The sequence below is a fragment of the Brevibacterium sp. ZH18 genome (genome assembly GCF_022748595.1).
Classification (GTDB): Bacteria; Actinomycetota; Actinomycetes; order Actinomycetales; family Brevibacteriaceae; genus Brevibacterium.
In genome coordinates, this window is record NZ_JALDSX010000043.1 from 1 (window position 1) to 22,603 (window position 22,603).

Genomic DNA, 22,603 nt, shown 5'->3' on the forward strand with positions numbered 1-22,603 from the left:
AGCAGGAAACTGCTCGGCGCTCTTCTGTGTCCCGGAGACGTCGCATCGTCGGACCACCGGCAGGCTGCGGCCGCACCAAGTTTCGCGCTGGGCCGAAACCGCGCCAATACTGGGATCGCTCGGGTTTGCAGTCGCAGTGTGAAGTCCCGATATTTGCACTCGCATGGGGAGAGTGCTAAATCTAGTAGTGGTGAAAACCTAGGGTCTCTCATCAATCGTTTCGAGAGCGTGGTCCATGTGTGGAATGGAACATGCGGACACACTCTCTGCCGTCGCGGGCGCTGACGATTGCTCTGGATTCCCAATCCACTCCATCAGGGAGGATCTAAGCCACTATGGCAAAGATGATTGCATTCGACGAAGAAGCTCGTCGGGGACTTGAAGCAGGTCTCAACCAGCTTGCGGACGCGGTCAAGGTAACCCTTGGACCCCGTGGCCGCAATGTCGTGCTCGAAAAGCAGTGGGGCGCACCCACCATCACCAACGATGGTGTCTCCATTGCCAAGGAGATCGAACTCGAGGAACCCTACGAGAAGATCGGCGCAGAGCTCGTCAAGGAAGTCGCCAAGAAGACTGACGACGTCGCAGGCGACGGAACCACCACCGCTACCGTTCTGGCTCAGGCTCTCGTTCGCGAGGGACTGCGCAACGTGGCAGCCGGTGCTGATCCGCTCAGCCTCAAGCGTGGCATCGAGAAGGCTGTTGAAGCCGTCACCGCTGTCCTGCTTGAGAACGCCATCGACATCGAGACCAAGGAACAGATCGCCGCTACCGCCGGTATCTCCGCTGGAGATCCTGCTATCGGTGAACTGATCGCCGAGGCCATCGACAAGGTCGGCAAGGAAGGCGTCGTCACCGTTGAAGAGTCCAACACCTTCGGACTCGAGCTCGAACTGACCGAGGGTATGCGCTTCGACAAGGGCTACATCTCCGGTTACTTCGTCACGGACACCGATCGCCAGGAAGCTGTCCTTGAGGATCCTTACATCCTCATCGTCAACTCCAAGATCTCGAACGTGAAGGATCTGCTGCCCGTCCTCGAGAAGGTCCAGCAGTCCAACAAGCCGTTGTTCATCATCGCTGAAGACGTCGAGGGCGAAGCTCTCGCGGTTCTCGTGCTGAACAAGATCCGTGGCACCTTCAAGTCCGTGGCCGTCAAGGCTCCTGGCTTCGGAGACCGCCGCAAGGCTCAGCTCGCCGACATCGCCATCCTCACCGGTGGCCAGGTCGTGTCCGAGGAAGTCGGGCTCAAGCTCGACAACGTGACCACCGAACTGCTGGGCACCGCCCGCAAGGTTGTCATCACCAAGGACGAGACCACCATCGTCGAGGGCGCAGGAGACGCCGAGGAGATCGCAGGTCGGGTCGCACAGATCCGTGCCGAGATCGAGAACTCGGACTCCGACTACGACCGCGAGAAGCTGCAGGAACGTCTGGCCAAGCTGGCCGGCGGCGTTGCAGTCATCAAGGCCGGCGCTGCGACCGAGGTCGAGCTCAAGGAAACCAAGCACCGCATCGAAGATGCAGTGCGCAACGCCAAGGCTGCTGTGGAAGAGGGAATCGTCGCCGGTGGCGGCGTCGCCCTGATCCAGGCGGGCAAGGCTGCCTTCGCCAACCTCTCACTCGAGGGTGACGAAGCGACCGGTGCCAACATCGTCAAGGTTGCCATCGAAGCCCCGCTCAAGCAGATCGCTACGAACGCCGGCCTCGAAGCCGGTGTGGTTGCCGACAAGGTCGCCAACCTCGAACCCGGATTCGGCCTCAACGCCGCAACCGGTGAGTACGAGGACCTGCTGGCCGCCGGCATCAACGACCCGGTCAAGGTGACCCGCTCTGCTCTGCAGAACGCCGCCTCGATCGCCGGTCTGTTCCTGACCACCGAAGCGGTTGTCGCCGACAAGCCTGAGAAGGCTTCTGCAGGTGCTGACGCAGCTGCTGCCGGTATGGACGGAATGGGCGGCATGGGCTTCTGATTTAGCCCATCTTGCTCGAAGAGCCGTGCCGGTGCCCGAAAGGGTGCCGGCACGGCTCTTTTCGCGCCCGTTCCCACTGCATCCGAACGGTGGCTGCAGTGGGAGGATTCGATCGACGATGTTGTTCCTTGATTGCGCACCGCTTAGCCTGGATGCCATGACCTTCACTGGCACTGACGCCTGCGGGAACAGCCCGAAGAACATGTTCGTCGCCCGGTTCGAGGAGAACCTGTTCAGAGGCGATCGTGAGGCCCTCGCCGAGGCGGTCGCTGAGGACTGTGCCCTCGAAATCGTTCGCGCGGAGGGCGTCGAGACCAGTGCCGGACGGGACGATGTCGTCGACGCTCTGGTCGAACTCTCGAACCCCCGACCCTCGTCGGAACGCTCTGAACGGAGACCTTTCGAAAGAGGCCACTTCGAGGCGGGACACCTGGAAGCCGCCATCACGCACGGCAAAGCAGCCGCCGCATGGGGCCGATGGGAGATGCCAGACGGCGACAGAGACAGCGAAGCTGAGGCCCGGGTCGAGCACTTCTCACATACGTTCTGGTTCGCAACCCTCAAAGCGCAGAGTTTCGCGCAGATCAGGGTCTTCCAGCCCTGAGCCCCTTCCGCAGGGCCCCGAACGGTTGAACACCATTCGCGGCTTTCCTCACCTCTGAGCTGTCAACCGTTCAGTTCCAGGGATTTCCACGCTGCCGACGACGTTCTTCGCGACGTCTGTGTCGCTCATTGCGAGAGGAATGCCCTCCCGATGAGTACGGAGGAGCTAGCGGATGAGGAGGTTGCAGCCCTTCACCGAACGATTCCTCATAGTCCGCATTCTCCTGCTTGTGCTCTTCGATTTGGCGTTTCGCCTCTGCGTCACCCAGCTGTGCCCGAGCTCGCTGGGTCAGCTCTCGCCTCCGATTCCGGATTACGTCATCTTTGTGGGCGATCTGCGAAATTGCGCCCAAGATCATCGGGATCATGACGAAGATCGGCCAGAAGAAGATGAATTGGTGGGACGCGAACGACGTGATGGCCCAGATGACTGTCGTGATTCCGACAGGACCCGCGACCAATCCGACCAGAGACCGACGGACCCGGTCCTTGTAGTACCTTTCGGCGGCGGCATTGATCTGTTCGGGGGTGATCGGGATGCGATCAGCCTCCAACCGGGCCAGAGCCTGGGCCCGCGCTGGGCCGTCGAGTTCCTTCGGTTCGAGGTCCCCCGCCTCGGCGATGATGAGGTCCTGAACCAGGTCCGGAATCTCACCAAGCGTCTTCACCCGCCCGGCGGACTCGATCCGCTCGTCGAGCTCCTCCGCGTCGATCTGGCCCAGGGCATAGGCCTCTGACACCACGTCGGTCACGACGGCGCGATCGGCATCCGAAGCGCGAACCTGGCTGTGGCTGCGCGGATCCGCACTGAACCGTGACCAGAGGGGAGGGGCATCCATGGTTATTACTGTAACCCCGCCGCGAAGGCGTGATAGCGAGGTCTCACGCCGTCTCTCAGAGTTCTCAGCCTGCTCTAGACTTAAGCGAATGGAACCCGTCGTCATTCTCATCCTGTTTGCGGTGTTCCTCGGAGCGTTGTCGCAGCGAGTGACCGGAATGGGATTCGGCCTTGTCAGCGGACCGTTCCTCGTGCTCCTCCTTGACCCGTTCTCCGGAGTCATCCTCGTCAACATCTGCGGGATCGTCGCCAGCGGCTCTGTCTTCCTTCGCACATGGCGCGAAGTCGAATGGGGTTCGTTCTGGAAGCTCGCGGTCGGAACTGTCATCGGCACGATCCCAGGAGCAATCCTCGCTTCGAAGCTGCCGGCGCCACCGCTGCAGATCCTCATCGGACTGCTCATCGTCATCTCTCTGATCAGCTCGTTGGTCATCGGCCGAATCGGCAAGAGAATTCCGGCCAACATGGCCACAAAGCTGACAACGGGGTTTGTGTCCGGCACAATGTCGGCAGCGGCCGGTGCGGGCGGTCCGCCGGTCAGCGCCTACGCCGTCCTCACCCGGTGGGAGCAGCGCGAGTTCGCTGCGACGCTTCAGCCGTTCCTCGTTGTGGGGACCACCTCTGCGGTCGTGGCGAAGGCCATCGTCAACGGCAGTGTTTGGCCGCAGCTGGAGCTGCACACATGGATCGGCATCGCAGCCGTCCTGCTCGCAGGCCTCGCCGGAGGGGACTGGCTCTCAAAGAGGATCGATACGTCGACGGCGCGGATCGCGATGATCATCCTCGCACTCGGCGGTGGAACGGCGACTCTGGTGAAGGGACTCACCCACCTCGGTTGAGCCCCACCCACCTCGGTTGAGCTGCGAGCGCTTCAAGAGTGGAGGGTTTTCGGGCTTCGGACTGAGCGGATACCAGGGTCAGATTCAGTCGCTTGTCAGACTCGTCCGGCATACTTGTGGATGACTCGTTTTGCTGGGGAGGCATGCATCGTGGGATTAGTATTCCTGTTGATACTCGTATTGCTCGGGGCCATTTTCTTCGTTGGTCACCGCAAGGAGAAGCAACGTCAGAGGGAGCTGCTCGCAGCCGAACTCCAGCAAGTGAAGAAGACCGCCGAAGAGGACGTCACCTCGTTCGGCGAAGAGGTCGCAGAATTGGATATCCTCACCGCAGGCGTCGAACTCGACACCGGTGGTTCGCAGGATTACAAACAGGCGCTTGACTCCTATGACATCGCGAAGGAGACTCTCGACACCGTCGATGAGCCCAGCGACATCCGCCACGTGACCGAAGCCCTCGAAGATGGCCGTTACGCGGCTAAATGCGTCCGAGCCCGAGTCGACAGCAAGCCGCTTCCGGTGCGACGTCCCCCATGCTTCTTCAACCCACAGCACGGCCCCTCTGCCGAGGATATCGACTGGGCTCCTGCTGGTGGGCAGCTGCGGCCGGTGCCCGTCTGCGCCGCCGACGCCGAGCGTGTGGCTGTGGGCGCCGAGCCTGCAGTCCGCAAGGTCGTGACCGCCGATGGTCACACTCGTCGCGCCTACTGGGAAGCCGGCCCCGCATACGCTGAATACAACCGTGGCTACTTCAACTCCTATGCCGGTTCGGGCCTCCTGCCCGGTGTGCTTATGGGCGCCATGATGTTCGGCGGAATGGGCGGTGGCTGGGACGGTGCCTACGGTGGCGACATGGGGGGCGACGGAGCAGGCTCAGAAGTCGGTGGAGATGCCGGCGGCGGTGACGGAGGATTCTTCGGCGGCGGCGATGGAGGTGACGGCGGAGGACTCTTCGGCGGCGACGGATTCGACCTCGGAGACCTGTTCTGATGGAGACGATTGAAATTCGCGGCGAGTCGATCAAACTCGGCCAGCTGCTCAAACTTCACGGCGTCGCCGAACACGGCGCGATGGCCAAAGACATGATCGCTGACGGTGAAGTCACCGTCAACGGAGAAGTCGAAACTCGCCGAGGCGCTACGATCCGTCCCGGAGACACGGTCGAAGCCCTGGGCGAAGTCATCGAAGTCGCCGCCGAATAGCTCAGGCTCGGCATTGCATCGTCAACGGTTCGGATGAGTCCGACAAACGACGGTGTGGAAGTATTGCGAACGAAGAAGGGACGTCCCCGCGGGGACGTCCCTTCTTCGCATCACCTGCCGTGCTGATTTGTGTGTCGACGCACCGGTACAGTCTGTCGACCCACCGGTACAGTCTGTTGACTCACCGAGCCCTTGCATCGATGCACCGGGACAGTCGGTCGATGCATCATGTCTGAGTCAGGACTTCCTGTTGTCCTCAGGAGCATCGTTGAAACCGGGGGCGTCCCACAGGGCTGACCAGTTGGAGGTGTCCTCTTCGAACGGGAGCTCGCTTGAAAGCGCACCGCGGATCTGGATCTCGAGCGGATTGTCCCGCTGTTTCGGCCCTGACTGAGCGAAGGGATAGAACGTGCCGCGTTTGTACTGGTAGACCAATGCCAACCGGCGTCCGTCCGGGTTTGCGAAGTAGACGGTCGAGCACAGGAGCATCGTGTCGAAGCCTTGGCTGACGAGCGCCGAGTTCACGGCGTGCAGATTGGTGACGAGGTTGACCACCTCGGCGTCGGTGTCCGAGACGACCTGCCAGGTGTAGCCGAACCCATCGTTGTGCTGGGTCACGCTGGCGGCAGGGTCCGAGCTGATGAGCGCGACGCTCTCCGCCTCAGCGGACTGGAACGCTGCACCCTCGACCTGCCGGAAGGCGACGGCTCCGACGCCAGTGGGTTTGAACCCCGTGGCGGCCTCGAGCGTCAGTGCGGCAGGTGGAAGGGCGAAGAGGTCATCGAGATTGGCGCGCTTCGGTTTGGTACGGCCGAGGAGAGCGTCGAAGAAACCCATGGAACTCCTAGCGGGTGTCGGTGTGGTTGAGGTCAGCGTTGCCGGCGTATCAGCGTTGGCCGCGAAACGGCTGCTCGAGACAGCCGCTCTGCGGCGCTGCGAGTCACTGCGGTGCCGAGAGCTGTCCGGAGATCTTCGCGAGCTGCTCCAGCCTCTTGTCGAGCGAAGGGTGGGTAGAGAAGAGCTGTCCGAATGCCGCCTTGCCGCTGATGGCGGGGATGAGCGCCAGATGGTTCGCCGAGGACGAGGCGCGCAGGTCCTTCTCGGGGATCTTGCTCATGTCTCCGCTCAGCTTCGTCAGCGCCGAGGCCAGCGTCGAGGGAGCACCAGTGAGGATGGCCGCCGCGCGGTCGGCGGCGAGTTCGCGGTAGCGCGAGAGACTGCGTATGAGGAGGAACGAGAGACCGTAGACGACGGCGCCGACGAGGAGGAACAGCAGTTGGATCGGGACTCCGCCGTTGTTGTTGTCGCGGCGGCCGAAGCTCATGTAGTAGCCGGCGCGCATCATCAGGGCCGCGACGACACCGGTGACTCCGGCGATGGTCATGACGGTGACATCGCGGTGGGCGACGTGGGAGAGTTCGTGGGCCAGGACGACTTCGACCTCATCGCGGTCGAGTTTCTCGAGCAGACCACGGGTCACGCACACGACGGAACGCTCCGGCGATCGGCCGGTGGCAAAGGCGTTGGGAATGGTTGAATCCGAGACTGCGACGCGTGGTTTGGTCGAATCGGCGAGCTGGCAGAGCCGATCGACCATCGTGTGCAGCTCCGGTGCTTCCTCAGGGGAGACCTCGCGTGCTCCCATCGCCTTCATAGCGATCTTGTCGGAGAAGTACCACTGGAAGAAGAATGCGCCGACGCTGATGAGCACGGCGAAGATCACTCCCGCGATGTTTTGGCCGAACATCCACCAGATGGCAAGGATGAGGATGACATAGATGAGCCCATTGAGGAAGATCGTCCACCCCATGCGCAAGGTGAGACCGTTGTCTTTGACGAAGCGACTCTTCATCGTGATTCCTCTCTGGGTGCGGTAGTTCCGGCCCACTGCCTGGGTATGCCAGTTCCGGCCCACCACCTTGTGCGAAGGCAATGGGCCGGAGTCTTCGATATCACGTTCTGTCGATCAGGCTGGATCGGGGATGAAGCCTTCGCCGGTGAGGAGCTCCGCGATCTCCTGCAGCGTTGCGTCGACGAATGGAACGACAGCATCGCTGGAGCCGAGGTAGTCATCCGAGACGGGTGTTCCGTGGCTGACCACGTAGTCGTGGAGCGAGTTCAGCGCGTTTCGTGCTGCTTCTTCGTTGCCCACATTGACGGCGTCTTCGACCTGGTTGTCATACTTCTGCATGAGGTCATGGTCGACATTGTCAACGTCGAACTGGCCTTCGCCCATAATCCGAATGATCATTGCTGCTCCTCACCTTCAAGCGACTTCTGCTGCTTGTCGGACGAAGCCGGCAGCTGTTCGCGCATGCGGTTGAGTTCCATCTCCACGTCATTGTCGCTCGAGAGCGCGTCGAGCTGTGCGGAGATGTCGTCCTTCGCTGTACCGGTGACATCCTCGAGGGCACCGGAGGCGATGAGTTCGTCGACGGCACCGGCACGAGCCTGGAGCGAGGCCGTCTTGTCCTCAGCCCGCTGGACAGCGAGCCCGACGTCGCCGAGCTCTTCGGAGATCCCGGAGAATGCTTCGCCGATCTTCGACTGGGCCTCAGCAGCGTTGTAGGTGGCCTTGAGCGTTTCCTTCTTGGTGCGGAAGGCGTCGACCTTGGCCTGCAGGCGCTGTGAAGCGAGCGTGAGCTTCTGCTCCTCGCCCTGAAGGCCTTCGTGCTGAGACTGCAGATCGGTGATCTGCGGGGACAGGCCGGACTTGCGGGTCAGGGCTTCGCGAGCGAGGTCTTCGCGCCCGATGTCCATGGCTTTCTGGGCCTGGCCGCTGAGCTTGTTCTGCTGCTGTTCGAGCTGCGTGATCTGCAGCTCGAGGCGTTTGCGGCTGGTGGCGACGTCGGCAACGCCTCGGCGAACCTTCTGCAGCAGCTCAAGCTGCTTCTGGTAGGAATAATCGAGAGTGTCATTGGGGTTCTCGGCTTTGTCCAGGGCCTTGTTGGCCTTGGCACCGAAGATCGTCGCGATCCTTTGGAAGATACTCATCCGTAGTCGACTCCTGCATTGGTCTTGACCCGACGCTGCTGAGCCGATGTTCTCCGAACCGGAGAATAAAGGCTGACACCGCCGCGAACTATCGCTATCAGCCTACTAACAAAGGCTGACAATTTGCCAGACGCGGAGAAAGAATGCGAACAGACTCCTCAAGGGGAAAGCAGCGGACGAAGACGGAGGTCACGGAGCGAAGAGACGAGAGTTCGCCGCCTCGACCTCCGTGTATTGGGCAGCCGCCGTATTCAGAGCCCCGTGGATCGAGTTGAGGGATTCGAACAGCTGTTTCTGAGCGCTTTCCCACTCATTGATGACTGCTTGGAAATTCTGTGCCGCACTGCCTTTCCAACACTCCTGCAGGGCAAGGAGATTCCTCAGCATCGTGTGGGATTCCGCGACAAGGGTACGTGAGGTGCCCGCAGTGACCGTAGCGGCAGACGCTACGCGATCGGCATCGACTTCGAAACTCATGACTTCTCCTGACAGCAGTGGCAGTGGTGGGTTCGGTACTCCATCGTGAGCCTTTGCGCAGTGCTGTGAGAAGAGGTGAAAAGGAGGGTGTGGACAGCGTTTGGCTGTCCACACCCTCCTGGCGCACGAGTGGGTTCATGTCTCCACAGCGTGCGACGCGTCAGTGCCCGATCCGACGTGCATCGACCGTCTACTGGAGTACGAGTTTCACCTTCATCGTCTGCTCCTGGCCGCCACGTACGACGGTGAAGTCGACTGGCGCATTGGTCGGCTGCGCCCGCACGAGAGCACGGAGCGCGATCGCGTTGTTCACCTTTGTGCCGGCGACCGCGACGATGTCATCGCCGTCCTTGAACCCTGCGGCGTCCGCAGGTGAACCGGACTGGACCGACTGCACCTTGGCACTGCCGCGCGTGATTCCACCCGAATTGATCTGTCCATCGGTGAGGGTGATGCCGAGGAACGGATGCTTGGCCTTTCCGGAGGCGATGAGCTGGTCGGCGACCATCACTGCCTGCGAAGCCGGGATCGCGAAGCCGATGCCGATCGACCCCGACTGACCGCCTTCGCCGGCCTGGCTCAGCGACGCCGCTGCCGAGTTGACGCCGATGAAGCTGCCATTGCCGTCGACGAGAGGGCCACCGGAGTTGCCTGGGTTGATCGCGGCATCGGTCTGGATGGCGTTGGTGATCGTCATCTCCTTCTGCTGCGACGTGGCGTCTTCGCCGATGTTCTCCGTGGATACGGGCCGGTCGAGGGCTGAGACGATGCCCGTCGTCACGGAGTCCGCGAGTCCGAGCGGATTGCCCAAAGCCATCACGGGATCACCGACGCTCATCTTCTTCGAGTCACCGACGGGCAGCGGTTTGACGCCGTCGGGGACCTGCGCGAGTTTGATGATCGCGATGTCGGTCGAGGGATCACGGCCGACGATCTCAGCCTTCATCGTCTCGCCGTTCTTCATCGTCACCGTGATCTCACCTGCAGGGGTGTCGGCCGGAGCGACCACGTGATTGTTCGTGATGACGTGGCCCTGATTGTCATAGAGGGATCCGGAGCCGAGCGCCTGGACCTGCCCGTTGGTTCCGACCTGGATCGACACGACGCTCTCGGACGTCTTCTTCGCCACTTCGGTCCAGTCCGGAGTCTCGATCGTCTGATCGGCGACCTTGCGCGGCTCCTCACCCTGGAGCGCGCTCACCGCGAAGCTTCCGCCGAAGGCGGCACCTCCTCCGAGAAGCGCAGCGATCAGGGCAATGGCGATGGTCGCGCCCCACCCCGGCCCGCGCTTCTCCCGCCGAGGCTGCTCTGCACTCCCGTACGGTCCGTGTCCGCCCGGTCCGCCGGGGCCACCGGCCCCTGGTTGACCGCTGCTGTCGCCCGGCATGCCGTAGCCGCCGGAGTTGGGCTGATTACCGGCATACCCGTACGCAGGTGTACCGGCCGGTGCCAGACCGGATCCGGCCTGAGCATAGGGCTCGCCGGAGCCTTGCACGCCGCCGTATCCGGGACCTGAGCCGTACCCAGGACCTGAGCCGTACCCGGGACCTGAGCCGTACCCGGACTCTGAGTCGTGCGCAGGGCCCGAGGCGTATCCCTGGCTCGCGCTCTGCGCAGTCTGTGCTCCGTGTCCCTGCCCGGCGTCGTAGCTGCGGCCTGCACCGTACGCAGCGGCAGCTGCACCATAGTTCTGGCCCTGGTTCTGGTCCCGACTCTGACTCTGGTTCTGCCTCTGGTCCTGGACCCCGCCCTGAGCAGATCCATACCCGGACTGCTCGCCGCGCGTACTGTCGTATCCCTGGAAGTCGGATGCGCCGGCTTGATTGGACGAGCGGCCCTGATCGTTGGTGCTGGGCTGTCCCTGGGCAGTGGTCTGGCTGTTGCCTCCACCGTGCCTGGGGGCGTCAGTCTGGCTGGCGAAATTCGTCTGCCGATGGTCGCTGCCGGGGCGTCCAGATGAGTTGTCCACAGGCGCCTGAGCGTAAGTGGGCTGGACCCGGGTGTCATTCTGTCCCTGATTCGGACTCTGGCCCTGTTCCGCTCGTCTCTGACTCTGGGGCGGGTGCTCTTGCCCCTGGACCGGGTGTTCCTGAGTTCGATCGTTCGAACCCAGATTGTTCGGCGGCCTGTGGCTCGGCTCCTGGTTGTTCGAACCCTGATTGTTCGGCCTCTGATTGTTCAGGGAGTAGTCCGTGGAGCCGGAAGACTGCTGTGTCTGCGGCCGGTCCGGGGGAGCGACAGGAGGGCTGACTCGCGCCGGCCCGTTCGATCCGCTGGGGAAGGTGCGTGGCGTGTTGGAGGAGCGTGAGCCGTCCTCTGCCGGGAAGGTCCGGTAGTCCTGCTCCCCGTGCCGTCCCCGACCTCTCGGGGTGTTGCCCTGATTGTTCGAGTCGTTATTGCTGCTCATCGCTCGTCCTTTCGTGCATTCTGAGCGCCGTTGTCACTGTCTGAAATGGGCAGATCGATGCGGAACGTCGCTCCGCCGCCCGGTGTCTGCTGCACGGAGATCGAACCGTGATGGTTCTCCACGATGGCCTTGACGATCGAGAGACCGAGACCTGAGCCTCCGGTGTCGCGGGTCCTGGAGACGTCGAGTCGGTAGAACCTCTCGAAGATCCTCGGGACGATTTCGGGATCGATGCCGTCTCCGTGGTCACGGACTTCGAACCGCACTCGGCCGTTGGGGAACCCGCGCAGGGAATCGTCGACCGTGATCGAGCCTGCCGCGGTGACATCGGGCACGATGCCCGCCGGTTCCTGGGCGTCGATCTGGTTGTTGCCGTTCGAGTCGCCTCGGCGGAAGATGCGAACTCCGCCGGTGACGAACCCGCGCTCACGGGTCTTGTCCTTGGCCGCGGTCTTCGCCGCGCCGTTCCTGGCCGCTCCGTTCGTCCCGCCGTTGCCCTGTGTCTCCGAGGTTGCATCGGGATCGGCGCTCGCCGCGTTGGAACCGCCGACGACGCCGACGGCGAATTCGATGGCCGTGTGCTCCGGCGTGTGTCGGACAGCATTGCCCGCAAGGTTGACGATGACCTGGCGAATCTTCGACTCCGAGCCTCGGATCATCGGCACCGGCTGGGCATCGTTCCCGTCGAGGCCGATGAAGCTGATATCCCGGTCGGGAGCCTGAGCCGCAGCGTCGGCAGCTGCGTCACGTACGACCTTGTGGAGGTCGATGGGGCCGATCTCAGCCGGCCGCTGTTCGTCGAGGCGAGCGAGGACGACGAGGTCGTCGACCAGGACGCCCATACGTTTGGCCTCGGACTCCATGCGTTCCATGGCCGCACCGATGTCATCGGTCTTCGTGATCGCGCCCTGCCGGTAGAGCTCTGCGTAGCCGCGGATCGTAACCAGCGGGGTGCGCAGCTCATGCGAGGCGTCGGAGACGAACTGGCGGATGCGCTTCTCCGACCGGGTCTGCCCGTCGAAGGAGTCTTCGATCCTCCCCAGCATTGTGTTGAGTGCCGACGAGAGCCGACCGAGCTCGGTGTTGCGAGGGTAGATAGGAACGCGCTGACTGAGATCGCCCGCGGCGATCCGTGAGGCTGTCTTCTCGATATCGCGCAGGGGTCGGAATGTGTTGTTGATGGCCCAGTAGCCGACGCCGGCGACCAGTGCCAGAGCTAGCAGACCGATGCCGATCATCGTGTTGCGCGCACGCTCGTTGATGTTGTCGATCTCGCGATCGAACGGTACAGCGATCGAGACGAGCACGTCGGTGTTCTCCACCTTCATCGCCCGCGCCCGCCACTGTGAGCTCGTACCCGCAACGGTGAACGGCTGGCCGGCGCGCTCGTAGACCTGGGACTCGTCGATCGTCGGCAGGATCGGCCGGTTCTGCGGCTCTGGTGCCACAGGAGCGCTGATCGGCTTGCCATTGGTGTCATAGAACTGGACGTAGAAGCCGCCGGGCAGCAGACTCTTGAGCTCGTCCCAGGTGCTCGAATCGATCGTCGTCGGCGTCTCCGCCGATGACCCATCCTTGTTCGACCCATCCTTGTTCGAGCTGCCCTTGTTCGTGTCGCCTGAATGCAGTTGGGCAGGCTGGAACACGTCCTGATACGCCTGTTTGGCGAGAGTCTCCGACGCACTGATGAGCCTCTCATCAGTGCGTTCGACAAGACTGTCGCGTAGGTTCTCGAGCACCCACGCGCTCGTCCCCGAGAGGACGAGCAGCATCAGCAGCATCATGATCGCCAGCAGCTTGGTGGTCAGGGACCACTCTTCCCAGAAGCCGGGGCGGGTAGGACGGGGTTGTTTTGCCACGGATCTAATCTATCGTCCCTGCTTGGACGACTACTTGGATTCCGGTGTGCGCAGCATGTAGCCGACTCCGCGCTTGGTCTGGATCATCGGGGTCCATTCCATCTCAACGGGGTGTCCGGCGGCGTCAGTCTCCGGGGTCACGTCGATCTTGCGGCGAAGGTAGGAGATGTAGGACTCGACGATTCCGGTGTCGCCACCGAAGTCGTATTCCCACACATGGTCGAGGATCTGCGACTTCGAGAGCACGCGGTTCGTGTTGAGCATGAGGTAGCGCAGCAGTTTGAACTCGGTGGGGGAGAGGTCGATGAGAATTCCGGAGCGGCGCACCTCGTGGGTGTCGTCGTCGAGTTCCAGGTCGCCCGCCACGATGACGGCGTTCTCTTCGTCCTCAAGGCTGCGAGTGCGACGGAGGACAGCGCGGATGCGGGCCACGACCTCTTCGAGGCTGAACGGCTTGGTTACGTAGTCGTCGCCCCCGACCGTGAGCCCTGTGATCTTGTCCGAGGTGTCGTCACGGGCGGTGAGGAAGACGACCGGGGCGTTCATACCGATCTGGCGCAGACGGCGGGTCACGGTGAAGCCGTCCATATCGGGCAGCATCACGTCGAGGACGAGGAGGTCAGGATTGGTCTGCTCTGCCAGACGAAGTGCCTCGGCGCCGTTGGCGGCGGAGACGACGTCGAAGCCGGCGAAGCGCAGACTGGTGGACAGAAGTTCGCGGATATTGGGCTCATCGTCGACAACGAGGAGTGTGGCTTCGATGTCGGTATCGTTTGCTGTAGTCATGTGCCCAGTCTGGGACTCATTGCTGAGAGTGAACTGATGGTTAGCTGAATGCCAATGTGACGCACGTCACTGAAAAACTCTCAGGAAAGTCGTTTTCGACCAGAAAATCCACTTACGCTCCCAGGAATGCTCGAGCAATTTGTGGAAAATTCCAGCTACCGCTCAGCGAAATGCCAATCTTGGTGCCTCTGGTGGCGCTGGTTGGTCGCTCAGAGGCGTTCCCCTGCTCTCCTCTGGGCGTTCCTGTTCTCGCTTGGGCCCTCTTGGTCTCGTCTGGGTGCTCTCGTTTGCCTCTGTCCGTCGATTGTCGAGTGAGGGTCCGTCGAATAGGGGTGTGTCGAATAGAGGTCCGTCGACTTGGGGTTTGTCGAGTGGGAGATCAGCCTGCGTCGGTCTGGCGGGCACGGAATGCCGCCACGTGGGTGCGGTTGGCACAGTTGCCGGTGTCGCAGAAGCGCTTCGACCGGTTGCGGCTGAAGTCTGCGAGGTAGGCGCCGCAGTCCTCGGCGGCGCATCGGCCGAGGCGGTCGAGGTCGCCGCTGCGAATGAGGTCAATGAGGACCAGAGCGACATCGGCAGCCACCCGGTCGGCCAGGCCGGCCCCTTCGCCCACCGCGTGCAGGTGCCAATCCCAGTCTCCGTGCTTGACCAGTTGCGGCAGGGCCTCGGCATTGCGAAGTGTGATGTTCACTTCATCCACGACCCTCGCCTCCCCTGCAGAAGCTTCGGCGTCAGTCTCGGCGTCGATGCTCGCGTCCAGGGCGATCGCGAAGCGCTCGCGCAATTCACGGGTTGCCTCGACGTCGGACTTCGTGGCCTCGATCGGGCCTGAGAAGTCGTGGCGGGCGGCAAATCCGCGAAGTCCCGCGGTTGTCGTCAGCTCGTCACCCGCCTCGGCGATGGTGCCTGATGTGTTGAGAAGGTCGACGAGCATGGTGAGGTTCGAGCGAATGTCGTAGGCAAAAGTCATGGTGGAGACATTGTGCCACACGATGTAAGGACCAAACTGTACTTGACTCATTTCATATCGATGGGAAATACTGATCTCAGGCCGCGGTTCGGGCTGTGACGAAGTCGCGCAGCGTCACGGTGACCCGCCTCGGCGAGGCGGCTTGTCGCTATCGCACCTCACCGAGGTGCCCCGTCACCACCGCACCTCACAAGCACCAGGCACCACCGCATTTCCACCCGCCAGCACAACACGTCAGCGTTCGAGCACTTCAGGAGGTCACGAATGAATCGCACCGTCGTCATGGGGTTCCTCCTCACTCTTGCGTCCGCATTCTTTTTCGCGGTCTCGGGCCCGATCGCGAAGACGATGTACGCGATCGGGTGGACACCCGGGTCCGTCGTGCTCATCCGCCTCGCCGGCTCCGCCATCCTCCTGCTCATCCCCAGCCTCATCGCCATGCGCGGACGGTGGGACGAGGTGCGCAGGCATTGGAAGACCGTGCTCACCTATGGGCTGGTCTCGATGGCCGGCGTCCAGGGCTTCTACTTCGTGGCCGTGGAGCACCTGACCGTGGCTGTGGCTCTGCTGCTCGAGATGACAGCGCCGATGCTCATCGTCTTCTGGATCTGGGCCCGCTCCCGCACGCGTCCTGCAACGGTGACCTTCATCGGCGTCGTGGTCTCGATGATCGGACTCGTCCTCATCCTCGACCTGCGCAATTCCTCGATCAGCATCTTCGGCGTCGTCATGGCCCTGGCAGCTGCGGTCTGCCTGGCCAGCTACTTCCTCGTGTCCGCGAAGGACTCGATCAGCGTGCCGCCAGTGGCTCTGACCGGGCTGGGCATGGGCGTGGGCGCACTGGCCATGTCGATCATCGTGGCCACCGGTGTTATGCCCTTCGGCGCGGTGGCCGCGGATGTCGACTTCGGCGGGGCCACAGTCTCCTGGATGCTGCCGATGGCCATGATCGTAGTCTTCACCGTCGGCGCCTACATCACGGGTATCGTCGGCCTGCGCTACATCGGAGCCACGGTCGGCTCATTCGTCAATCTCGTCGAAGTGCCGTTCTCCGTCATCGTGGCCTGGCTCATCCTGTTCGAGATGCCCGCGCCCATCCAGCTCTTCGGCGGAGTGTTCATCCTCGGCGGGGTCGGCTTCATCAAGTGGGGCGAGGCACGTCTGGCCAGGCGGGTGGCGCGTCGCGAAGTCGTCGTCCGCTCCGATGAGCTGGCCGGAGTCTGAGCCGCAGCGTCTGAGCCTGCGAGATCTGAGACGTGCGGCAACCTTCCGGGCGTTCAGCAACCTTCAGCGAGGTTGCTGAGCGCCCGGAAGGTTGCTCAGCCGAGGGTACCGGGTGCTAGCGGACTTCGATGTCGTAGCTGTAGCCCTGCTCGGTGAGGAACCGGCGGCGCTGAGCGGCGAAGTGCTCATCGACCGTGTCCGCAGCCACGACCGTGTAGAACGTGGCCGATCCGGCATCTTCCTTCGGTCGCAGGATCCGCCCCAGCCGCTGGGCCTCCTCCTGCCGGGAACCGAAGGCACCCGACACTTGGATCGCCACCGAGGCGGCCGGCAGGTCCACGGAGAAGTTCGCGACCTTGGAGACCACGAGGACCGGGATCGCTCCCGAGCGGAAGTCGCGGAAGAGCTCCCGCCGCCGTGACTGGGGAGTCTGACCTGTCAGCACGGGCGCATCGAGTTCCGCGCCGATCTCCTCGAGCTGATCGAGGTACTGGCCGATGACGAGGATCTGCGCACCGGGATGCTCCTCGACGAGTTCGCGCACGATGGGCAGCTTCGCGTCCGAGGTGGCCGCGAGCCGGTACCGGTCCTCACCGTCGGCTCGCGCATAGGCCGTTCGGGTGCCGCCGTCGAGGCGGACCCGCACTTCATGGCAGGCCGCCGTCGCGATGTAGCCGAGGCGCTCGAGTTCCTTCCACGGCACCTCGTACTGCTTGGGCCCGATGAGTGCGAAGACCTCGTCCTCACGACCGTCTTCACGCACCAACGTCGCGGTCAGGCCAAGGCGTCGCCGGGCCTGCAAGCTGGCAGTGAGACGGAAGACCGGCGCCGGCAGCAGGTGGACCTCGTCATAGATGACCAGGCCCCAGTCCTTGGCATCGAGGAGCTCGAGGTGCAGATACGAGCCCTTCCGTCGGGTGGTCAGCACCTGATAGGTGGCGATGGTGATCGGCCGGATCTCCTTCGTCGAGCCCGAATACTCGCCGATCTCGTCCTCGGTCAGCGAGGTCCGTGCGAGGATCTCGTCCTTCCACTGCCGGGCCGAAACCGAGTTCGTCACAAGGATGAGCGTCGTCGTCTGCACCCGCGACATCGTGGCCACGCCGACGATCGTCTTACCCGCACCGCAGGGCAGGACGACGACTCCGGACTCTCCGCTCAGCGACTGGTCGATCGCCTGCTTCTGATAGTCGCGCAGGTGCCACTCGCCGCCATGGGCGTCATCGGACAGGGCGATCTCATGCGCTTCGCCGTTGACGTAGCCGGCATGGTCGGAGACCGGGTGGCCCAGCTGCAGCAGCGCGTGCTTGAGCTCACCGCGCTCCGAGGGGTGTACGAGGACGGACTCGGCATCGAGACGCTTGCCGAACTTTCCGACGAGGTCGGGCTGGCTGACGAGGCGCTCGAGGAGTTCGGGCTCCGTCGAGGTCAGCGTCAGACCGTGGATCGGGTTGTCGACGAGGGTGAGGACACCGAAGCGGTCCATGATGTCGACGATGTCGACGAGCAGTTCGTGCGGCACCGGGTACTTCGCGAACTCGAGCAGGACGTCGACGACCGATTCCGCGTCATGCCCACTGGCCCGCGCATTCCACAGCCCCAAAGGCGTGATCGTGTACGTGTGGATGTATTCCGGGGTCCGCGAGAGCTGCGCGAACGGCGCGATCGCCACAGCCGCCTCGACGGCCAGGGGATGCCCCGATTCGAGCAGCACAGTCCGGTCGGACTGCACGATCAGAGGACCGTTCATAAGAGTTTCCGCTTCTTCCCACGCCGAGGTGATGTCCGAGGATACAACGCAGGTGCCCTCACGATTGTTCCGCCGAGCTCACAGGGGCACCGCAGTCGCCGCGAATCGGCGGCGAGTCACGATTTCGCCTCAACCGATTCGACGCTGACGATGCGCGCGATCGACAGGGACGCCTCGGCGCCGGTCGACGGGACCTTGCCCCGCACCCTTCCCCCGTTGACCGTGGTCGGCAGCATTTCGATGATGCGCTCCTGGCCGTGCGAATCGGCGAGCGTGATCGTCACCAGCTGGCCCGCAGATGCCGCTTCACGGAGCCGATCCATGTGCCCGAGCGGTTCGTCCGTGCTCGCCGCCGGCTGTGCACGCGCCCCCGGTGAGCGCAGAATGCGGATGTAATCACCGAGGTTGTCGTCCGTCACGCGGGCACGTTTGCGCACGTGGACCTCGGGGTCGGTCTGAGTGATGACCTTGCGCCGGCGGACAGGACCGGCAGGGGAGTGGAGCAGAGCATGATGCTCGGCAGCCTCGAGCAGATGCATCGTGCGCTCGGGGCCGAGTTGACCGATCGCCACAGTCGGAGCCAGCCGTTCGAGGCCGGCCGGGAGCATGAGCTGATCGGAGATGATGACATCGAGATCGACTGGATCGTCGACGACGAGAACGGCTCGAGCACCAGCGACCTGGACCCGGCGGAGCTTCGACGCGGTGTTTTCGACGAGGAACTTCAGCGTCGTCGGCAGCGCCTCGGCGCTGATCTCGGCGAGTTGGGCCAACGCGTCCTCGGCGTTGATGCCCGACTGCATGCTCGCTTCGATCGTGTCCGCATCGATGCGATAGACCGTGCCCTGACCGCGGGCCTCGACGACGGCGAACTTGCGCAGGACGTGATGGACCCGCGGTTCGATGGGCCCGGTGGCCACCGCCGTGAGGTCGGACTGGATGAGGACCGAATCGACCTCCTCGACGAGTCCTTGGCGCACGGCCGAGATGACATCGGTCGGGACCTCGAGACGCTCAAGGCTGAAGTTCACCGGAGCGACCGATGGGTCGATGACGGCCTGTTCGGCCATCGCGCTGCGCAGTCCCTCGGCGAGGAGGCTGCCGAACCTGCTGGGTCCGAAGTGGCCGGGGCTCTGCAGGGGAGTCGTCGCCAGACCGAAGTTCACGCTCGTATGGAGGATGGCCTCGGTGATCGCGAAATCGTGGGCCGGGGTCAGCGGGTGCACGGTGAGGACTTGGGCGTGGATCCACTCGGCGGAGCGCGAAGCCCCGATGCCGATGTCGCCGAGGATCCCCAGCACCGTCGTGCGCAGCAGCGGCATGGTCGGCTGCGATTGGCTGAAGCCCTTGAACAGGGACTTCTTCGGGGTCGCGAGGACGGTGAGGCGTTCGTTCTCGCTCGCCCCGGCCGCCAGCTGGGTGACGTCGAGTGGCTCGCACAGCCAGGACGTCACGAGGGCCGCCCAGAGATCGGCACGATCATCCTCGAGCACGTTGGCCGCGTCGTCGCTGGCCGTCCACTGCGGGTCGAGGGAGTCGTCGAGAACGCCGATGAGCCCCAGCGATCTGGCCGCGAGGAGGAGCGTGATTGTCTGCTCGAGCCCCAGATCGATGGTGCGGCCGAGCCGCGAGACGTCCCGCTTGGAGATGCCGCCGCTGGTCAGACGCGAGATCGGGGAGCTGGCCATGTCGTCGACGAGCCCGCGCAAGGACGAGATGACCTCGGCGACGGCTGCCTGTTCGCTGTTGTGGACGAGCGGCTGCGGGATCTTCTCCCTGGTCTCGTCGAGCCCAGCTGCGTACGCCTGCCACGGATGGGCGCGAGTGGATTCGGCCGCCGAGGTGGGCAGCAGGGTGATGGCCTCGGACTGGATCCGCCAGACCGGGGAACGGGACAGCAGGCCTGCGGATTCGGCGTCAGACCCGGTGGAGGACGCGGACTCCGCAGCCGCCTCGGCGGGGGTGATCGACGGCCATGCCAGGCCCAGGTCGCGCAGTCGGGGAAAGACCGCCTCGGCGAGGGACGGCTCGATATGACGATTCTCACCCACCTCGATGTCCGGCGAGGTCCGCGCGGACTTGGCGAGGAGGATGAAGACGTCGAGCGCCTCGGCGGTCAGGGCCTCGATGCCCCGGGAGACGCCGATGCGTGAGGAAGCGGCCGCGGCCAGGGCCGGGATCGTCGGTGACTCTGGTTGGAGGAGATCGCGACGGGTCCTGACGAAGGACTCGAAGTCGGTATCGGAACACTGGGACAGCCAGGCGCTGAAGGTCATTGACATCGTCGTTCAGTTTACCGCGAGGGGTACAATGGATGGGTAGAACAGCTTCAGGATCTCGGGAAGGACGAGCATTGTCAGCCAAGCGTGTCGACACGACCATCGTCGTCGTGGCCGTGGCAACAGCCGTCATCGGAGCGGTCGCGCTCCTGGGCGTACTGGGCCAGGCCTGGATGGGATTCACCCCCTCGCACCTGCTGACATATCTTCCTATGATCCTCCTCCCGGTCGCCTTCGCCCTGCTCGCCGTGGCCTTGGTCCGAGCGGCCCTGAGACGCAGACAGACCGAGGTGGGCCAAAGCTGAACCTCCACCGCGGGCGCAGACGTCACCGCCGCTGAGACTCACACTTCAGTGGGATCGGGATCGGTCGGGCCTCACTCAGATGGATCGGGATCGGAATCAGACCGGTCGGCAGAGTTCGGACCGGTTAAGTTCGGACCGATTGAGTTCGGATCGGTTGAACTTGGACCGACTGAGTTCGGACAGATTGAGTTCGGATCGACACCAGCCGGATGGATGGAGTTCGGGCCGATGGAATCCGGGCCGAATTTGATCGCACCACTTGTGACCCAGCTGATCGAGACGGGCTCGACCGCCGCACACCGCGCACCTCCCGCCGAGCCTGCGATCGCAGCATCGCAGTGCAGGCAGCGCAGATGGACTGCTTCAGGTCGCATTCGATCGACTCGGAACTGATCCACTGGCAGCCTCTCGGGTAGATTCGCCGCTGAGGATCGATTGCCGATCAGATCGATTCCGATCAGATCGGCACCGTTGCAGCAGCTCAGCCCGGCACAGCACAGCACAGCTCATGCGTCGGTGTCGCACACGCAGAGGTGGTGGAGCACCACCGCACCACCGCAGCAGAGCACCACCGCAACACCGTTGCAGAGCACCACCGCGACACCGCAGAACTTTGAATGACAGACAGACCGGCTCCCACCGCGGAGCCACCGACTACGAGCAGCACCAAGGAAAGGACATCATGCCAACCGGACGCGTGAAATGGTTCGACGTCGACAAGGGCTTCGGATTCGTCGTCGCTGAGGACGGATCGCAGGCCTTCCTCCACTCCTCTGTCCTGCCCGACGGAGCAGAGGTCACCAAGGGCACCCGACTCGACTACGATGTTGTCGATTCCCGCCGCGGCGCCCAGGTGCTCAAAGCGAGACTCCTGTCAGCCCCGGCGAAAGTTGCCAAGGTCCGCAGACGGCCGCCCGAGGACATGGCAGTTATGGTTGAGGATGTCATCAAAGTACTCGATGACCTCAACAACGGTCTGCAGCACGGCCGCTACCCCGATCCCACGCACGGGAACAAGGTAGCCTCGCTGTTGCGGGCGATCGCCGATGATTTGGAGTCCTGATGTCATCACTCTTCAGTGAATGGATGGCCGGCCAGAGTGCCGAGCCGTCGACCGACCCTGCGCAGGCGACGACCACCGACACCACCGTTGCCGCAGAATCCGCAGCTCCTGCAGAGAACGTTGCCTCGGCTGATGCAGCCGCGTCGACTGATACACCCGCGTCGACTGATGCAGCCGCATCGACGGATTCTCCTGCAGAGAACGTTGCCTCGGCTGACGCTCCTGCAGCGAAGTCGGCCTCGGCCGCGAAGCCGGCGAAGGATGCCAAGCCTGAGAAGATCATCCTTGACACTCAGCTGGCCGCAGCCATCGACACTGCCCGATCGGCCATCGCCGAGGTGGCAGGCAGTTCCGTGATCGGCGAACACATCGGCACGGTGGCCGAAGGCACGCGCCTGGTCACCCATTACTTCGTGTGCACCGATCCGACCTATCGCGGATGGCGCTGGGTCGCCGTCCTCGCAAGGGCACCGCGGGCGAAGAAGGTCACGATCTGTGAGACCGCGCTGCTGCCAGGGCCCGATTCGCTCATCGCACCGGAATGGGTGCCGTGGGACCAGCGACTCGAACCTGGAGACCTGACACCGCGCGACACCCTGCCGAAGGTTGAGGACGACCCTTACCTGCAGCAGGGCTTCGAGCAGGTCGACGAGACCTCGGACGGCAATCTGGACGAGATCCCGAACTTCGAGTTCGGTCTTGGCCGCCGTCGGGTCCTCTCTCCAGAGGGAATCTCAGCTGCCGCCTCCCGTTGGGCCGAGTCAGAGACCGGAGCGGAATCCGAATTCGCGGCAAAGGCATCGGCTCACTGCTCCAGCTGCGGCTATCTCATGCCCTTGGCCGGATCGCTGCGTCAGAAGTTCGGAGTCTGCGCCAACGAATGGTCACCGGTCGACGGCAGAGTCGTCGCCCTCGACTTCGGCTGCGGCGCACATTCCGAGACCGATGTCAGGCGTCAAGGCCCTGAACCGGCCGAAACCGTCGTCGACGACTACTCCGCCGGCGAACTCGAGTTCCAGGAGGGCTGAGACACT

General features: G+C 63.4%; 21 protein-coding genes. 9 read left to right on the forward strand and 12 right to left on the reverse strand.

Going from position 1 to position 22,603, the window contains the following annotated elements; all coding sequences use genetic code 11:
• Positions 1–335: 335 nt before the first annotated feature.
• Together groL and MPN20_RS13570 are read left to right on the forward strand one after the other, a co-directional pair.
• Positions 336–1,973: a chaperonin GroEL gene (gene groL / locus MPN20_RS13565; protein WP_242782978.1), complete on the forward strand. Its 1,638-nt coding sequence runs from the start codon at positions 336–338 to the stop codon at positions 1,971–1,973.
• A 157-nt stretch (positions 1,974–2,130) separates the two neighbouring features.
• Entirely contained in the window at positions 2,131–2,577 is a 447-nt protein-coding gene (locus MPN20_RS13570; RefSeq protein WP_242782979.1) for a hypothetical protein, read from the forward strand.
• Between the two features lie 70 nt (positions 2,578–2,647).
• On the opposite strand, the gene MPN20_RS13575 is transcribed toward MPN20_RS13570, so the two are convergent.
• Positions 2,648–3,415 (reverse strand): DUF1707 domain-containing protein, encoded by a 768-nt coding sequence (locus MPN20_RS13575; protein ID WP_242782980.1) that lies wholly within the window; start codon positions 3,413–3,415, stop codon positions 2,648–2,650.
• 88 nt (positions 3,416–3,503) lie between these two features.
• On the opposite strand from MPN20_RS13575, the gene MPN20_RS13580 reads away from it, so the two are divergent.
• The 3 genes from MPN20_RS13580 (at position 3,504) to MPN20_RS13590 (ending at position 5,455) form a co-directional block, all read left to right on the forward strand.
• Entirely contained in the window at positions 3,504–4,253 is a 750-nt protein-coding gene (locus MPN20_RS13580) for a sulfite exporter TauE/SafE family protein (RefSeq protein ID WP_242782981.1), read from the forward strand.
• A 150-nt stretch (positions 4,254–4,403) separates the two neighbouring features.
• Positions 4,404–5,243, forward strand: a complete 840-nt coding sequence (locus MPN20_RS13585; RefSeq protein WP_242782983.1) for a hypothetical protein — start codon at positions 4,404–4,406, stop codon at positions 5,241–5,243.
• The gene (locus MPN20_RS13590) at positions 5,243–5,455 is read left to right on the forward strand and encodes an RNA-binding S4 domain-containing protein (protein ID WP_242782984.1); all 213 of its coding nucleotides are present in this window, start codon (positions 5,243–5,245) and stop codon (positions 5,453–5,455) included. Before MPN20_RS13585 ends, MPN20_RS13590 begins: the two co-directional genes overlap by 1 nt.
• 237 nt (positions 5,456–5,692) lie before the next feature.
• On the opposite strand, the gene MPN20_RS13595 is transcribed toward MPN20_RS13590, so the two are convergent.
• From MPN20_RS13595 to MPN20_RS13635, 9 genes are all read right to left on the reverse strand, one after another.
• Positions 5,693–6,292, reverse strand: a complete 600-nt coding sequence (locus tag MPN20_RS13595; RefSeq protein ID WP_242782985.1) for a hypothetical protein — start codon at positions 6,290–6,292, stop codon at positions 5,693–5,695.
• 103 nt (positions 6,293–6,395) lie between these two features.
• Positions 6,396–7,307, reverse strand: coding sequence for a zinc metalloprotease HtpX (gene htpX, locus MPN20_RS13600; protein ID WP_242782986.1), 912 nt, complete (start codon positions 7,305–7,307; stop codon positions 6,396–6,398).
• 114 nt (positions 7,308–7,421) lie between these two features.
• A complete protein-coding gene (locus tag MPN20_RS13605) occupies positions 7,422–7,706 on the reverse strand; it encodes a hypothetical protein (protein ID WP_242782987.1) in 285 nt (94 codons plus the stop codon).
• Positions 7,703–8,449, reverse strand: coding sequence for a PspA/IM30 family protein (locus tag MPN20_RS13610; protein WP_242782988.1), 747 nt, complete (start codon positions 8,447–8,449; stop codon positions 7,703–7,705). The genes MPN20_RS13605 and MPN20_RS13610 overlap by 4 nt, the downstream gene beginning before the upstream one ends.
• 189 nt (positions 8,450–8,638) lie before the next feature.
• Positions 8,639–8,926, reverse strand: coding sequence for a WXG100 family type VII secretion target (locus MPN20_RS13615; protein ID WP_242782989.1), 288 nt, complete (start codon positions 8,924–8,926; stop codon positions 8,639–8,641).
• Positions 8,927–9,116: 190 nt separating this feature from the next.
• The gene (locus tag MPN20_RS13620; RefSeq protein WP_242782990.1) at positions 9,117–11,333 is read right to left on the reverse strand and encodes a trypsin-like peptidase domain-containing protein; all 2,217 of its coding nucleotides are present in this window, start codon (positions 11,331–11,333) and stop codon (positions 9,117–9,119) included.
• Positions 11,330–13,192 (reverse strand): HAMP domain-containing sensor histidine kinase, encoded by a 1,863-nt coding sequence (locus tag MPN20_RS13625; RefSeq protein ID WP_242782992.1) that lies wholly within the window; start codon positions 13,190–13,192, stop codon positions 11,330–11,332. Before MPN20_RS13625 ends, MPN20_RS13620 begins: the two co-directional genes overlap by 4 nt.
• A 30-nt stretch (positions 13,193–13,222) precedes the next feature.
• Positions 13,223–13,978 carry a response regulator transcription factor gene (locus tag MPN20_RS13630; protein ID WP_242782994.1) on the reverse strand — a complete coding sequence of 252 codons (756 nt, stop codon included), beginning with the start codon at positions 13,976–13,978 and terminating at the stop codon, positions 13,223–13,225.
• 379 nt (positions 13,979–14,357) lie between these two features.
• Positions 14,358–14,999 carry a CGNR zinc finger domain-containing protein gene (locus tag MPN20_RS13635; RefSeq protein WP_242782996.1) on the reverse strand — a complete coding sequence of 214 codons (642 nt, stop codon included), beginning with the start codon at positions 14,997–14,999 and terminating at the stop codon, positions 14,358–14,360.
• Positions 15,000–15,212: 213 nt separating this feature from the next.
• Between MPN20_RS13635 and MPN20_RS13640 the strand changes: the two genes are divergently transcribed.
• The gene (locus MPN20_RS13640; RefSeq protein WP_242782998.1) at positions 15,213–16,172 is read left to right on the forward strand and encodes a DMT family transporter; all 960 of its coding nucleotides are present in this window, start codon (positions 15,213–15,215) and stop codon (positions 16,170–16,172) included.
• Positions 16,173–16,287: 115 nt separating this feature from the next.
• On the opposite strand, the gene MPN20_RS13645 is transcribed toward MPN20_RS13640, so the two are convergent.
• The gene (locus tag MPN20_RS13645; protein WP_242782999.1) at positions 16,288–17,922 is read right to left on the reverse strand and encodes a DNA repair helicase XPB; all 1,635 of its coding nucleotides are present in this window, start codon (positions 17,920–17,922) and stop codon (positions 16,288–16,290) included.
• A 116-nt stretch (positions 17,923–18,038) separates the two neighbouring features.
• Positions 18,039–20,204, reverse strand: a complete 2,166-nt coding sequence (locus MPN20_RS13650) for a helicase-associated domain-containing protein (RefSeq protein ID WP_242783000.1) — start codon at positions 20,202–20,204, stop codon at positions 18,039–18,041.
• A gap of 71 nt (positions 20,205–20,275) precedes the next feature.
• Here MPN20_RS13650 and MPN20_RS13655 point away from each other — a divergent pair, with 71 nt between their 5' ends.
• From MPN20_RS13655 to MPN20_RS13665, 3 genes are all read left to right on the forward strand, one after another.
• Positions 20,276–20,506, forward strand: a complete 231-nt coding sequence (locus tag MPN20_RS13655) for a hypothetical protein (RefSeq protein ID WP_242783001.1) — start codon at positions 20,276–20,278, stop codon at positions 20,504–20,506.
• A 682-nt stretch (positions 20,507–21,188) separates the two neighbouring features.
• Complete coding sequence (locus MPN20_RS13660) at positions 21,189–21,569, forward strand: cold shock domain-containing protein (protein WP_242783015.1); 381 nt, start codon at positions 21,189–21,191, stop codon at positions 21,567–21,569.
• On the forward strand, positions 21,569–22,597 hold the full coding sequence (locus MPN20_RS13665) for a DUF3027 domain-containing protein (RefSeq protein ID WP_242783002.1): 1,029 nt from the start codon (positions 21,569–21,571) through the stop codon (positions 22,595–22,597). Before MPN20_RS13660 ends, MPN20_RS13665 begins: the two co-directional genes overlap by 1 nt.
• Positions 22,598–22,603: the final 6 nt, after the last annotated feature.